The organism is Streptomyces sp. HNM0574 (assembly GCF_012726235.1).
Taxonomy (GTDB): Bacteria; Actinomycetota; Actinomycetes; order Streptomycetales; family Streptomycetaceae; genus Streptomyces.
Genome location: NZ_JAASAH010000003.1, coordinates 419,132 through 433,688, shown reverse-complemented (window position 1 = coordinate 433,688; position 14,557 = coordinate 419,132). Strand labels below are relative to the sequence as shown.

11 protein-coding genes are annotated in these 14,557 nt (G+C 69.7%); 8 read left to right on the top strand and 3 right to left on the bottom strand.

Features of this window, described 5'->3' with window-relative positions; genetic code table 11:
- The first annotated feature begins 72 nt into the window (after positions 1 to 72).
- The 8 genes from HCC30_RS08660 to HCC30_RS08625 all read left to right on the top strand — a co-directional run bounded on the left by HCC30_RS08660 (position 73) and on the right by HCC30_RS08625 (position 11,021).
- Positions 73 to 510, top strand: a complete 438-nt coding sequence (locus HCC30_RS08660; protein WP_169441736.1) for an Lrp/AsnC family transcriptional regulator — start codon at positions 73 to 75, stop codon at positions 508 to 510.
- A 168-nt stretch (positions 511 to 678) separates the two neighbouring features.
- Positions 679 to 3,039: an ABC transporter family substrate-binding protein gene (locus HCC30_RS08655; RefSeq protein ID WP_169441735.1), complete on the top strand. Its 2,361-nt coding sequence runs from the start codon at positions 679 to 681 to the stop codon at positions 3,037 to 3,039.
- A gap of 180 nt (positions 3,040 to 3,219) precedes the next feature.
- Positions 3,220 to 5,091, top strand: a complete 1,872-nt coding sequence (gene typA / locus HCC30_RS08650) for a translational GTPase TypA (protein ID WP_169441734.1) — start codon at positions 3,220 to 3,222, stop codon at positions 5,089 to 5,091.
- Between the two features lie 249 nt (positions 5,092 to 5,340).
- On the top strand, positions 5,341 to 6,975 hold the full coding sequence (locus HCC30_RS08645) for an ABC transporter substrate-binding protein (protein WP_169441733.1): 1,635 nt from the start codon (positions 5,341 to 5,343) through the stop codon (positions 6,973 to 6,975).
- 6 nt (positions 6,976 to 6,981) lie between these two features.
- On the top strand, positions 6,982 to 7,905 hold the full coding sequence (locus HCC30_RS08640; protein ID WP_169441732.1) for an ABC transporter permease: 924 nt from the start codon (positions 6,982 to 6,984) through the stop codon (positions 7,903 to 7,905).
- Entirely contained in the window at positions 7,898 to 8,920 is a 1,023-nt protein-coding gene (locus HCC30_RS08635; RefSeq protein WP_169441731.1) for an ABC transporter permease, read from the top strand. The genes HCC30_RS08640 and HCC30_RS08635 overlap by 8 nt, the downstream gene beginning before the upstream one ends.
- Before the next feature lie 6 nt (positions 8,921 to 8,926).
- Entirely contained in the window at positions 8,927 to 9,907 is a 981-nt protein-coding gene (locus HCC30_RS08630) for an ABC transporter ATP-binding protein (RefSeq protein ID WP_169441730.1), read from the top strand.
- Positions 9,897 to 11,021, top strand: coding sequence for a dipeptide ABC transporter ATP-binding protein (locus HCC30_RS08625; RefSeq protein ID WP_169441729.1), 1,125 nt, complete (start codon positions 9,897 to 9,899; stop codon positions 11,019 to 11,021). Before HCC30_RS08630 ends, HCC30_RS08625 begins: the two co-directional genes overlap by 11 nt.
- Positions 11,022 to 11,329: 308 nt before the next feature.
- On the opposite strand, the gene HCC30_RS08620 is transcribed toward HCC30_RS08625, so the two are convergent.
- From HCC30_RS08620 to HCC30_RS08610, 3 genes are read right to left on the bottom strand one after another with little or no spacing between them, the layout of a single operon-like run.
- On the bottom strand, positions 11,330 to 12,427 hold the full coding sequence (locus HCC30_RS08620) for an oligopeptide/dipeptide ABC transporter ATP-binding protein (protein ID WP_169441728.1): 1,098 nt from the start codon (positions 12,425 to 12,427) through the stop codon (positions 11,330 to 11,332).
- Positions 12,428 to 12,451: 24 nt separating this feature from the next.
- The gene (locus HCC30_RS08615; protein ID WP_169441727.1) at positions 12,452 to 13,522 is read right to left on the bottom strand and encodes an ABC transporter ATP-binding protein; all 1,071 of its coding nucleotides are present in this window, start codon (positions 13,520 to 13,522) and stop codon (positions 12,452 to 12,454) included.
- Positions 13,523 to 13,531: 9 nt separating this feature from the next.
- Positions 13,532 to 14,509, bottom strand: coding sequence for an ABC transporter permease (locus HCC30_RS08610; RefSeq protein ID WP_169441726.1), 978 nt, complete (start codon positions 14,507 to 14,509; stop codon positions 13,532 to 13,534).
- Positions 14,510 to 14,557 lie beyond the last annotated feature (48 nt).

The following is a 14,557-nucleotide window of genomic DNA, read 5'->3' as shown; positions in this document are numbered from 1 at the left end:
TTAGAGAAGTGGGGACGTAATAGGATTACCGATTGCTACCCAGTTTCAGCCCCCGTGCGCAATGATGTGGGCATGGATGACCTGGATCGCGAAATTGTGTATCAGCTACAGCAGGACGGCCGGCTCTCGAACGTCGAGCTGGCCAAGCGGGTCGGCCTGACGCCGCCGCCCTGCCTGCGCCGCGTGAAGCGGCTGGAGGACGCCGGGATCATCACCGGCTACCGCGCCCGCGTGGACCCGGTGGCGGCCGGGCGCGGGGTGGAGGTGGTGGTCGCCGTGGAGATCGGCGTGAACAACCTCAGCACGGTGGAGGAGTTCGAGGACACGGTGCAGTCGTACGACGAAGTCGTCGAGTTCCGGCGGATGTTCGGCCGCCCCGACTACTTCATCCGCGTCGCCGTCCCCGACCACGAGGCGTACGAGCGGTTCCTCATCACGAAGGTCATGGGTCACCGGGCGGTCTCCCGCGTCGACTCGCACCTGACGATGAAGCGCCTCAAGGAGGAGTGAGCCGGGCGGCGCGCGGGCTCCGCGTGCTCCGGTCGGGTGGCGTCGGCCGCTGGATGGAGGTGTCCCGGTTCTGGCTCCCTTTCCGCGGGCGATAGATGTGATGAAACGCCAATTGCCGCGAAAAGCGCACAGGACGTGAGCATGCGGTCAGCTCTGGAGGTTTCAGCCATGCCAGCCATCGACACCGCCTCGCGGCGCGCCGTCGCCCTCATCGTGGCCGGTGCGCTGCTGCCGCTTGCCGCGTGCAGCTCCAGCTCGGACGACTCCTCGGGCAGCGGCGCGAGCGGCGCGGCCAGGGACGTACGGGACACCGAACGCGCGCAGGTCGCCTCCGGCGGCACGCTGAAGTGGGCGATCGACGAGGTGCCCAGCACGCTCAACGCGTTCCAGCCCTCCGCCGACGCCGCCACCGACCGCATCGCCGGCGCGACCCTCCCCTCCCTCTTCCGCCTCGACGAGAAGGCGCGCCCCGAACCGGACCCCGCCTTCGTGGAGTCCGCCGAGATCACCGAGCGCGAGCCGAAGCAGAAGGTGGTCTACAAGCTCAACCCGAAGGCCCGCTGGAGCGACGGCCGGGCCATCGGCGCCGAGGACTTCGCCGCCCAGGCCAAGGCGCTCAACGGCAGGAACAGCAGCTACTGGAGCGCGCGCAACACCGGGTACGAGCGCATCCAGAAGGTCAGCAGGGGCAAGGAGGCGCACACCGTCGAGGTGACCTTCGCCAAGCCCTACGCCGACTGGCAGTCACTGTTCACCCCGCTCTACCCGAAGTCGGTGACGGGCAGCCCTAAGGCGTTCAACGAGGGCGTCCGCACCGCGCTGCCGGTCTCCGCGGGGCCGTTCCGGGTCAAGACCGTCTCCGCGGACAGCGGCGGCGTCACGCTGGAGCGGAACCCCAAGTGGTGGGGCGACCGCGCCAAGCTGGACCGGATCGAACTGAAGGCCGTACCGCGCGAGAAGCGGCAGGCCGCGCTGCTGGCGGGCGAGCTCGACCTCGCCGAGGTCAACAGCTCCACCGCGCAGCGCGTCTCGGGCGCCAACTCCTCGGGCAAGAACGGCGACGGGAAGAACGCGGAGGGGAAGAACGGCGACACCTCGCCCGGCGGGCCCGCGCACGCCGCCCCGGCGTCGGCCGCCCTCGCGGGCGTGACCGGCGTCGCGGGTGGCCGGGCCGCCGCCTCCCTGGGCGCCTGGGCCGAGCAGCGGATGACGCCGCAGGCCCGCGCCGAGGCTGAGGAGACCGCGCGGGTGCAGCGGGAGAAGCGGCGCCAGTACCTCGCCGAGCAGCAGAAGCTGGAGGGCTTCTCCGTACGCAAGGCCCTCGGCCCCGCGTACACCCAGCTCGCCCTGAACGGTGCCGAGGGCCCGCTCTCCGACGAGCGCGTCCGCCGCGCCGTCGCCCGCGCCCTCGACCGCAACTCCCTGGCCAAGGAGGCCCTGAGCGGTACGGGCCTGCCGCACGAACCGCTCGGCAGCCACCTGCGGATGCGGGACCAGGACGGCTACGCGGACAACAGCGCGGCCATCGGCGGCGAGGACATCGAGTCCGCGCAGTCCCTGCTCGCCGACGCGGGCTGGACGGGCGGCCCCGCCGAACCGGGCAAGCCGAACCCGGGCCCGGCCAAGGCGGGCGAGGAGAAGAGCGGCAAGGGTGCCAAGGGCGAGGACAGCACCGCCTCCGGCGCCGCCTCCGCGACCGGCGCCCAGGCAGGCCCGCAGCGTCCCCCGTACCGGATGGAGGCCGAGAAGTCGGCGGTCCGGCTGAGCGCCGCCCAGATCGACCGCGTCACCGACAAGCCGCTCTCGCTCGCCGCCTCCGCCTCGTCCCAGCACGCGGGGCTGCTCACGCAGGCCGCGCGGGCCCGGCTCGCCGCGGCCGAGGAGAGCGGCTCGGAGTCGGAGATCAAGGCGGCCACCAGCGCGCTGAAGCAGGCCGGCGGGGTGCGCTCCACGGCCGACGAACTGCGGCTGCTCGCGGGCGGTGAGGCCGAGGCGGTGCGGATGAAGGAGGGCAAGCCGCTCGCGCTCCGCTTCGTCCTGCCCAGCGGACCCGGCTCCGACCAGGTCCGGCAGACCGGCGAGAAGATCGCGTCGATGCTGAACGGCATCGGCATCCGGACCCAGATCAAGCAGGTCCCCGCGGAGAGCTTCTTCAAGGACCACGTCGCCGCCGGCGACTACGACCTGGCCCTCTTCTCCTGGCCCGCGACCGCCTACCCGGCCACCGACGCCCGCCCGATCTTCGCCAAGCCGCGCGCCGCGGGCGACGGCTCGCTGCTCGTCGAACAGAACTACACCCGCGTCGGCACCAACCAGATCGACCAGCTCTTCGACGAGGCCGCCTCCGAGCTGGACGAGGGCGCCCGCAAGGACCTGCTCAAGAAGGCGGACGCGCGGATCTGGGCCGCGGCGGGCTCGGTGCCGCTGTACCAGCGTCCGCAGCTGGTGGCCACGAAGGACTCCGTCGTGAACGCCGGGGCCTTCGGCTTCCAGACCCCCCGCTACCAGGACATCGGCTACCAGAAGTAGGCGGCCGGACGCGGTCCGCGGTCGGACGGACCGCATCGGAACGGGCCCGGAGCGGCGCTTGCGCTCCGGGCCCTTACCATGGTTGACGAGGCCGCGGCGAGAATCAGCCCGGCAGGGCGCGGACCCATCGCAGAAACGCACCGCGCGCCCCACCCACGACTTCGGGAGAAGCGCCGCAGCATGCCCACGCGCAATGACATTCGGAATGTCGCCATCGTTGCTCACGTCGACCACGGCAAGACCACCCTGGTCGACGCCATGCTCAAGCAGTCCGGCACCTTCGCCGCGCACCAGCTGGAGTCCGTCGACGACCGCATGATGGATTCCAATGACCTGGAGCGCGAGAAGGGCATCACCATTCTCGCCAAGAACACCGCGGTCAAGTACCACCCCAAGGACGGCGGAGCACCCACCGTCATCAACATCATCGACACCCCGGGCCACGCCGACTTCGGCGGCGAGGTCGAGCGCGGCCTGTCGATGGTGGACGCGGTCGTCCTGCTCGTCGACGCCTCCGAGGGCCCGCTGCCGCAGACCCGGTTCGTGCTCCGCAAGGCGCTCGACGCGCGGCTCCCGGTCATCCTGTGCATCAACAAGACCGACCGCGCCGACTCCCGCATCTCGGCCGTCGTCGACGACACCTACGACCTGTTCCTCGACCTGGACGCGGACGAGGACCAGATCGAGTTCCCGATCGTCTACGCCTGCGCCCGCGACGGCGTCGCCTCGCTGACCCAGCCCGAGGACGGCACCGTCCCGCAGGACAGCGACAACCTGGAGCCCTTCTTCAGCACCCTGCTGGAGACCGTCCCCGCCCCGGTGTACGAGGAGGAGGCCCCGCTCCAGGCGCACGTCACCAACCTCGACGCGGACAACTTCCTCGGCCGTATCGCCCTGCTGCGCGTCAAGAACGGCACCCTGAAGAAGGGCCAGACCGTCGGCTGGATGAAGCGGGACGGCAGCGTCAGCAACGTCCGCATCACCGAGCTGCTGATGACGCACGGCCTCACCCGCAAGCCCGCCGAGTCCGCGGGCCCGGGCGACATCTGCGCCGTGGCCGGCATCCCCGACATCATGATCGGCGAGACGCTGGCCGACCCGGAGAACCCGGTCGCCCTGCCGCTGATCACGGTCGACGAGCCCGCGATCTCCATGACCATCGGTACGAACAACTCGCCGCTGGTCGGCAAGGGCGGCAAGGGCCACAAGCTCACCGCGCGCATGGTCAAGGACCGGCTCGACAAGGAGCTCATCGGCAACGTCTCGCTCAAGGTCCTCAAGACCGAGCGCCCCGACGCCTGGGAGGTCCAGGGCCGCGGTGAGCTCGCGCTGTCGATCCTCGTCGAGACGATGCGCCGGGAAGGCTTCGAGCTGACCGTCGGCAAGCCCGAGGTCGTCACCCGCGAGATCGACGGCAAGGTCCACGAGCCCGTCGAGCGCATGACGATCGACGCGCCCGAGGAGCACATGGGCGCCATCACGCAGCTGATGGCCAGCCGCAAGGGCCGCATGGAGACCATGACGAACCACGGCTCCGGCTGGGTCCGCATGGAGTGGATCGTCCCCGCGCGCGGCCTCATCGGCTTCCGCACGGAGTTCCTCACCGAGACCCGCGGCACCGGCATCGCGCACAGCATCTTCGAGGGCCACGAGCCCTGGTTCGGTGACATCCGCACCCGCCGCAGCGGCTCCCTCGTCGCCGACCGTTCCGGCGTCGCGACCCCGTTCGCGATGATGAACCTCCAGGAGCGCGGCACGATCTTCATCGAGCCGGGCACCGAGGTCTACGAGGGCATGCTCGTCGGCGAGAACTCGCGCTCCGACGACATGGACGTGAACATCACCAAGGAGAAGAAGCTCACCAACATGCGTGCGGCCTCCGCCGACACCACGGAGAACCTGGTGCCGCCGCGGAAGCTCTCGCTGGAGCAGTCCCTGGAGTTCTGCCGCGAGGACGAGTGCCTGGAGGTCACCCCGGACACCGTTCGCATCCGCAAGGTCAACCTGGACGCCCGGGAGCGCGCCCGCGCCGCCTCCCGCGCCAAGCGGTAACCACCGCCACCGCCGCGGGGCCACGGGCCCCCGGCACCGCGACCGCACCCGAGGAGGGGCCGCGCCGATCCGGCGCGGCCCCTCCTTTCGTGTGCGCGGCGCCTTCGCGTACGCCCTTCCGGCCGCGTACGCGAAGGGGGAGTGGCAGTCGGGGGTTTCTCGCGGGCGGACGCCGTGGGACCGCCGGGATCCGGGACATCGAGTGTTATCTCAGGATGAGTCATGTCATCAGGATCGAGGAGGCACCGCATGCGCAGAGCCACGCGTGTGACCTGGGCCGCCGGATGCGTCGCGGCCCTCAGCCTGGCCGCTGCGGGCTGCGGCGGGGGCGGCAGCGGCGGGGCGGGCTCGTCGGACGGCGTCGTACGGGCGTTCTGGACGGATCCGCAGAACCCGCTGGAGCCCGCCAACACCAACGAGGTGCAGGGCGGCAAGGTCTTCGACATGACGTTCCGGGGACTCAAGCGCTACGACCCGGAGACCGGCAAGGCCGAGAACGCCGTCGCCGACTCGATCACCACGGACGACCAGCAGACCTTCACGGTGAAACTCAAGAAGGGCTGGAAGTTCTCCGACGGGACGCCCGTCACCGCCAAGTCCTTCGTGGACGCGTGGAATTACGGCGCGCTCGTCACCAACAAGCAGGTCAACTCGTACTTCTTCGAGTACATCGAGGGATACGAGGACGTGCACCCCGAGAAGGAGGGCGCGAAGCCCACCGCGAAGACCATGTCGGGGCTGAAGGTCAAGGACGACCGGACCTTCACGGTGAAGCTCAACCAGAAATTCTCGCTGTGGCCCGAGACGCTCGGATACAACGCGTTCGTGCCGCTCCCGGAGAAGTTCTTCGAGGACCACGACGGCTGGCTCCAGAAGCCCGTCGGGAACGGCCCGTACAAGGTGGACTCGTACACCAAGGGACAGTCGATGCGGCTGTCGGTGAACGACGAGTACGCCGGTGAGGACAAGCCGAAGAACAAGGGCGTCGAGCTGAAGGTCTACACCGACCAGAACACCGGCTACACCGACATCCAGGCAGGAAACCTGGACGTCATGGACGAACTCCCGGCCGGGCAGCTGAAGAACGCGGAACGGGATCTCGACGGGCGCTACATCAACCAGCCCGCGGGAATCACCCAGACCATTTCCTTCCCGCTCTACCGGGACGAGTGGAAGAGCGACAAGGCGAAGCTCGTCCGCCGCGGCCTGTCGATGGCCATCAACCGCGAGCAGGTGACCGAGAAGATCTACCACGGCACCCGCGAGCCCGCGACGGACCTGACCTCGCCGGTGCTCAAGAAGGACGGCGGCTACAAGCCGGGCCTGTGCGGCGAGACCTGCACCTACGACCCGAAGAAGGCCAAGCAGCTGATCCAGAAGGGCGGCGGCCTGCCCGGCGGCAAGGTGACGCTCACCTCGAACGTCGACACCGGCTCGCACCGGCAGTGGATGGACGCGGTCTGCAACAGCATCAACAACACGCTCGGCAAGAGCAACGCGTGCAGCGTCGAACCGGTGCCCACCTTCGGCGAGTTCCGCAAGAACGTCTCCGGCAAGAAGATGAAGAGCATGTTCCGCACCGGGTGGCAGATGGACTACCCGCTCATCCAGAACTTCCTCCAGCCGCTGTACTACACGGACGCCTCCTCCAACGACGCGGGCTACTCCAACCCGCGTGTCGACAAGCTCATGGACGAGGCGAACAGCTCGGAGGAGAAGGAAGCCGTGCGGAAGTTCCAGGAGGCCGAGAAACTCGTCCTGGCCGACCTCCCCGCCATTCCGCTCTGGTACCAGAACGGGAACGCCGGCTATTCGGACCGCGTCAGCGACGTGAAGCTGAACCCGTTCTCGGTGCCGGTCTTCACCGACATCAAGGTGAAGTGACGACACGTGGGGCGCTACGTCATCCGACGACTGCTCCAGATGATCCCGGTCTTCATCGGGACCACGCTGATCATCTTCGTAATGGTGTACGCGGTCGGGGACCCGGTCAACGCCATGTTCGGCGACCGGGCCCCCGACCCGGCGACGGCGGCGCAGCTCCGCGCGGAATTCAACCTCGACAAACCGGTGTGGCAGCAGTACGTGCTGTATCTGGGCAACATCTTCACCGGTGACTTCGGGAACGCCTTCAACGGGCAGCCCGTCATCGAGCTGATGCGGACCGCCTTCCCCATCACCGTCCGGCTCGCGATCGTCGCCATCGTCTTCGAGATCGTCATCGGCCTCACCCTCGGTGTGCTGACGGGCCTGCGCCGCGGCAGGCCCGTCGACACCTCGGTGCTGATGCTGACCCTCGTCGTCATCTCCGTACCGACGTTCGTGACGGGGACGCTGCTGCAGTTCCTGCTCGGGGTGAAGTGGGGGTGGATCCAGCCGGCCGTCACACCGGAGGCGCCGATCGGCCAGCTCATCGTCCCCGGGCTGGTACTGGCCCTCGTCTCGCTCGCCTACGTCACCCGGCTGACGCGCACCTCGATCGCGGAGAACGCCCGCGCCGACTACGTCCGCACCGCCGTGGCCAAGGGGCTGCCGCGGAGCCGGGTGACCGTCCGGCACCTGCTGCGGAACTCGCTGATCCCCGTGGTCACCTTCCTCGGCACGGACGTCGGCAACCTGATGGCCGGGGCGCTGGTCACCGAACGCATCTTCAACATCCAGGGCGTCGGCTTCCAGCTCTGGCAGGGCATCGTGCGGCAGAACTCGCCGACCGTCGTCGGCTTCGTGACCATCCTCGTGATCGTCTTCCTGCTCGCGAACCTGCTCGTCGACCTCCTCTACGCCGTGCTCGACCCGAGGATCCGCTATGGGTGACACCACGCCGCAGAACCAGCAGGCCCCCGGCGGCCCGCCCGCGATCGGCGGTTCCGGCGGCGCCCTCGACATCGCCTCCGCCGAGGGCGGCAGCCTCGGCGCCCCGGCCGGCCCCACCGGACCCTCCGGCCCCGGCGGCCCCGGGGGAGCCCCGGCGGGCGGCCGGGCGCGCAGCCTGTGGTCGGACGCCTGGCACGACCTGCGCCGCAACCCGGTCTTCCTGATCGCCGGGCTGCTGATCGTCTTCCTCGTCCTGATCTCGCTGTGGCCCTCGCTGATCGCCAGCCGCGACCCGCTCAGCTGCCGGCTGGAGAAGTCCCTCGACCCGGCCGAACCCGGTCACTGGTTCGGCTTCGACACCCAGGGCTGCGACGTCTACACGCGGGTCGTCTACGGGGCGCGCACCTCGGTGACCGTCGGCGTCTTCGCCACCGTCGGCGTCGCGCTCGTCGGCAGCGTGCTCGGCGGGCTCGCGGGCTTCTTCGGCGGCTGGTGGGACGCGGTGCTCTCGCGGATCACCGACATCTTCTTCGGCATCCCGATCATGCTCGGCGGCCTGGTGTTCCTCTCCATGACCGGCAGCCGCTCGGTGTGGACGGTGATCTCCTTCATCGTGCTGCTCGGCTGGCCGCAGATCGCCAGGATCGCGCGCGGCTCCGTCATCTCCGCCAAGCAGAACGACTACGTGCAGGCGGCGCGGGCGCTCGGCGCGGGGAACGCGCGCATGCTGGTGCGGCACATCCTGCCGAACGCCGTCGCGCCGGTCATCGTCACCGCGACCATCGCGCTCGGCACGTACATCTCCCTCGAGGCGACGCTCAGTTACCTCGGGGTCGGGCTCCAGCCGCCCACGGTGTCCTGGGGCGCGGACATCTCCGACGCCTCCCAGGGCATGCAGTTCCGCAACGCGCCGCACATCCTGCTCTATCCCGCCGCCGCGCTGAGCATCACCGTGCTGGCCTTCATCATGCTCGGCGACGCCGTGCGCGACGCCCTCGATCCCAAGCTGAGGTGAGCGCAGGTGCCCCTGCTCGACGTACGCGACCTGCACGTCGCGTTCCACACCCGGGACGGGGTGGCCCGGGCCGTCAACGGCGTCAGCTACACCGTCGACGAGGGCGAGACGCTGGCCGTCCTCGGTGAGTCCGGCTCCGGCAAGTCCGTCACCGCGCAGGCCGTGATGGGCATCCTCGACATGCCGCCGGGACGGATCACCGGCGGCGAGATCCGCTTCGAGGGGGAGGACCTGCTCCGGCTTCCGGAGGAGGCGCGGCGCAAGGTACGCGGCGCGCGGATGGCGATGATCTTCCAGGACGCGCTCTCCGCCCTCAACCCCGTACTGAGCGTGGGCTACCAGCTCGGTGAGATGTACCGGGTGCACCGCGGCGCCTCCCGGAAAGAGGCCAGGGCCAAGGCCGTCGAACTCATGGACCGCGTCCACATCCCCGGCTCCGCGAAGCGGGTGGACGACTACCCGCACCAGTTCAGCGGCGGCATGCGGCAGCGCATCATGATCGCGATGGCGCTCGCGCTGGAACCCCGCCTGATCATCGCGGACGAGCCGACGACCGCGCTCGACGTGACCGTCCAGGCACAGGTGATGGAGCTGCTCGCGGACCTCCAGCGGGAGTACCGGATGGGGCTGATCCTCATCACCCACGACCTCGGGGTCGTCGCCGACGTCGCCGACAAGATCGCCGTGATGTACGCGGGCCGGATCGTCGAGAACGCGCCCGTCCGCGAGCTGTACCGGGCGCCCGCGCACCCGTACACCAAGGGCCTGCTCGACTCGATCCCGCGCGTCGACCAGAAGGGGCAGCAGCTCAACGCCATCAAGGGCCTGCCGCCCAGCCTGCTCGCGATCCCGCCCGGCTGCGCCTTCAACCCCCGCTGCCCGATGGCCAGGGAACGCTGCCGCGTGGAGGAACCGCCGCTGTACGAGGTCGGCCCGGGACGCAGCAGCGCCTGCCACTTCTGGAAGGAGATGCCCGATGCACCGTGACGCGACGGGCCGCGGCGAGACCCGCATCGGGGACGGCGCCGCGCGGGCCCTGCCGGCCGAGAGCCGCGGCGAGAACGTGCTCGCGGGCGCGGAGCCGATCCTCGAAGTACGCGATCTGGTCAAGCACTTCCCGCTCACCCAGGGCATCGTGCTCAAGCGGCAGGTCGGCGCCGTCAAGGCCGTCGACGGGGTGTCCTTCACGCTGGGGCGGGGGGAGACGCTCGGGCTCGTCGGCGAGTCCGGCTGCGGCAAGTCGACCGTCGCCAAGCTCGTCACACACCTGGAGAAGCCGACCTCGGGGGAGATCCGCTACAAGGGCGAGGACATCACCGGGCTCTCGGGCAAGGCGCTCAAGGCCGTACGCCGCAACATCCAGATGGTCTTCCAGGACCCGTACACCTCGCTCAACCCGAGGATGACGGTCGGCGACATCATCGGTGAGCCGTACGACATCCACCCCGAGGTCGCACCCAAGGGGGACCGGCGGCGGCGGGTGCGGGAGCTGCTGGAGGTCGTCGGCCTCAACCCGGAGTACATCAACCGGTATCCGCACCAGTTCAGCGGCGGGCAGCGGCAGCGGATCGGGATCGCGCGCGGGCTGGCGCTGCGGCCCGAGGTGATCGTCGCGGACGAGCCGGTCTCGGCGCTGGACGTGTCCGTCCAGGCGCAGGTCGTCAATCTGATGGAGCGGCTCCAGGACGAGTTCGACCTGAGCTACATCTTCATCGCGCACGACCTGTCCGTCGTCCGGCACATCTCCGACCGGGTCGGCGTGATGTACCTCGGGCGGATCGTCGAGATCGGCAGCGAGAGCGAGATCTACGAACACCCCACGCACCCCTACACGCAGGCGCTGCTGTCGGCGGTGCCGGTGCCGGACCCGGTGGCGGGGGAGGCGCGGACGCGGATCGTGCTGGAGGGGGACGTGCCCTCGCCCGCGGATCCGCCGTCCGGCTGCCACTTCCGGACGCGGTGCTGGAAGGCGCAGCAGCGGTGTGTGGTGGAGGATCCGGCGCTGGTGGTGCCGGAGGGGTTCGAGCACGTCGCCGGGCCGGCGCGGCATCCGTCGGCCTGCCACTTCGCGGGGGAGTTGCCGTCGGGGGACGGCGAGTAGGGGCTTCCGGGGGTCCGTCGCGGGGCGCGGGTGTGTCGGGGCTGGGGTTTTCGCGCAGTTCCCCGCGCCCCTTTTCGCGGACCCGCCCCGCTTGGGAGGTCTGCGCCGTAGGCGCAGGGCTGGCAAGCGCAGCGCCTCAGCCACGGCGCGGGGTGCTCAATCGCCGTCGTCGGCCACCCCGTACGCCGTGGCTGGTCGCGCAGTTCCCCGCGCCCCTTTCCACGGCGCGGGGTGCCCGACTGCCGTCACCGGACCACCCCGTACGCCGTGGCCGTTCGCGCAGTTCCCCGCGCCCCCCGACGGGGCGCTCAGCTCAGGGCCGTGTCGAGGACGATGTCCTCCTCGCGGGCGGTGGTGGAGCCCTCCTCGGGGAAGTGGCAGGCGGTGAGGTGGCCCTCGGTGCTGCCGGAGATCCGGACCAGCGGGGGCTCCTCCGTCGCGCACTTGTCCTGCGCCTTCCAGCACCGGGTGCGGAACCGGCAGCCCGAGGGCGGGTTGATGGGGGAGGGGACGTCACCGGCGAGGCGGATGCGTTCCCGCTCGCCGGCCTCGTCGTCCTCGCTCAGCACGGCCTCCGGCACGGCGGAGAGCAGGGCGTGCGTGTACGGGTGGCGGGGGCGGGTGTAGAGCGACTCCCGGTCGCCGACCTCGACGATCTTCCCCAGGTACATCACCGCGAGCCGCTGCGAGAAGTGCCGGACGATGGCCAGGTCGTGGGCGATGAAGACGAACGCGATGCCCAGCTCGCGCTGCACCTCCTGGAGCAGGTTGACGACCTGCGCCTGGATGGAGACGTCCAGCGCCGAGACCGGCTCGTCGGCGACGATCAGCTTCGGCTCCAGGGCCAGCGCGCGGGCCACGCCGATGCGTTGGCGCTGGCCGCCGGAGAACTCGTGCGGGAAGCGGTTGTAGTGCTCGGGGTTGAGGCCGACGGTCTCCAGCAGTTCCCGGATGCGGCGCTCGCGGCCGCCCGGCGGCTTGATGCCGTTGACCTCCATCGGCCCGCCGATGATCGAGCCGACCGTCATCCGGGGGTTCAGCGAGGAGTACGGGTCCTGGAAGATCATCTGGATCTCCGAGCGGACCGGCGCCAGTTGCTTCCGCTTGGCGTGGGTGATGTCCCGTCCCGCGTAGCTGATCCGCCCGGCGGTCGGCTCCAGCAGCCGGGTCAGCAGCCGGCCCGTCGTCGACTTGCCGCAGCCGGACTCGCCGACGAGGCCGAAGCTCTCGCCCGCGTGCACGGTGAGGTCGAGACCGTCGACGGCCTGGACCGCGCCGACCTTCCGCTTGACCGGGAAGCCGCCCATGATCGGGAAGTGCTTGGTGAGGCCCTCGACCTCCAGCAGCGGCTCACCGGTGCCCGGCGCGGACTCCACCGGTTTGGTCAGGGTGGTGTTGTCGCCCATGGTGTGTCTCTCCCCAGCCTCGGCCTAGACGAGCCGGGGCTTGATCTGCTCGATGAAGATGGACTGCTTCTGCTCCGCCGTCAGATGGCAGGCCGCGCCGCGCCCCTCGGGCAGCGCCGGGCGCTCGCCGTCGCAGGCGGCGCCGGTGACCTGGTCCTTCTGCTCGCAGCGCGGGTGGAAGGGGCAGCCCGGCGGCGGGTTGAGCAGGCTGGGCGGGGTGCCGTGGATCGGGTTGAGCGTCTCGTCGACGTTGCTGTTCAGCCGGGGCATGGAGCTCAACAGGCCCCAGGTGTACGGGTGTTGCGGTGAGCGCAGCACCTCGCGCACGCTGCCGCGTTCGACGGCCCGGCCGCCGTACATCACGAGGATGTCGTCGGCGACGTTGGCGATCACCCCGAGGTCGTGGGTGATGAAGATGATCGCCGAACCGAACTCCTGCTGGAGGTCCTTGAGCAGGTCGAGGATCTGCGCCTGGACGGTGACGTCGAGGGCCGTGGTCGGCTCGTCGGCGATCAGCAGGTCGGGGTTGCACACCAGCGCCATGGCGATCATCGCGCGCTGGCGCATGCCGCCGCTGAACTGGTGCGGATAGTCGTTCACCCGCAGCTTGGCGTTGGGGATGCCGACCTTGTCGAGCATCTCGGCGGCCCGCAGGTGCGCCTCCCGCTTGGAGACGCCCAGGTGCTTGCGGTACGGCTCGGCGATCTGGCGGCCGACGGTGTAGTACGGCGAGAGCGCGGTCAGCGGATCCTGGAAGATCATCGCCATCTTGTTGCCGCGCAGCGTCTCCAGCTGCTTCTCGCGGGCCCGCGTCAACTCCTGGCCGTCCAGCACGATCTCGCCGGTGACCTCGGTCGTCCTGGGGTTGTGCAGGCCCAGGATCGACAGGTTCGTGACGGACTTGCCGGAGCCGGACTCGCCGACGATCCCGAGCGTCTTCCCGCGCTCCAGGTCGAAGGTGAGCCCGTCGACGGCCTTGACCGTGCCGTCCTCGGTGTCGAAGCGCACGCGCAGGTCGCGTACGGAGAGGAACGCGCCGCCGGAGTCCGCCTCGCGCGGCCCGGGAACGTCCGCTTCCTTGGTCGGGGTGCTCAACTGGTGCTCCTAGGAGAGGCGTACGCGCGGGTCGATGAACGCGTAGGCGGCGTCCACGATGACGTTGAAGAAGATGATGAAGAAGGCGGAGAAGAGCATCACGCCCATCACCATCGGCAGGTCCGTGTTCTGCACGGACTCCACGGCCAGGCGTCCGATCCCCGGCAGCGAGAACGTCCACTCGGTGATCATCGCGCCGCCGATCAGCGAGCCCATGTCGACGCCGAAGATCGTGACGATCGGGATCAGCGAGCCGCGCCAGGCGTAGCGGAAGAACACCGTCCTGGACGACATGCCCTTCGCCTTGGCCGTCCGTACGTGGTCCTCCTGGAGCTGCTCGATCATCGAGGAGCGGGACAGACGCGTGTAGTTGGCGGTGAAGATGATCTGGATGACGCACCAGGGGATGAGCAGCCCCATGAACCAGCCCGCCGGATCCTGGGTGATCGGCACGTACTTGGGCTGGTCCAGCAGGTTCAGGTTGTAGACGAACAGCGCCAGCGCGAGCGGGCCGATGAAGTAGATCTGGAGCGAACTCAGCACCAGGGAACCGGTGCTGGCCACCTTGTCCAGCAGCGAACCCTTCTTCCAGGCGGCGAGCATGCCCGCGCCGAGACCGATGAAGAGGAAGACGGCGGCGCCGCCGAGGGTCAGCGAGACGGTCGTCGGGAAGCGGTCGAGGATGGTCTCCCAGACCGGGTCCTGGCTCGCGAAGGAGTAGCCGAAGCAGGGCGCGTTGCACGGGCCCTGGGCGAAGTCGCGGCCCTGGAAGATGCCGACCATGAAGTCGAGGTACTGCTGAGGAACCGGCTTGTCGATCCCCATGCTCTTGCGGATGACCTCAAGGGCGTCGGGGGTGCAGTTCTTGCCGCACGCGAGCATCGCCGGATCGCGGGGCACGGCGTAGAAGAGGAAGAACGTGACCGCGCTGATGACCAGCAGGATCACGATCGCGCCGGCGAAGCGGCGGGTGAGAAATCGAAGCATGGCAGTTCGCAGCTCTCGTGGGGCGGCCAAGTCGTGGTGGGGGCGCGG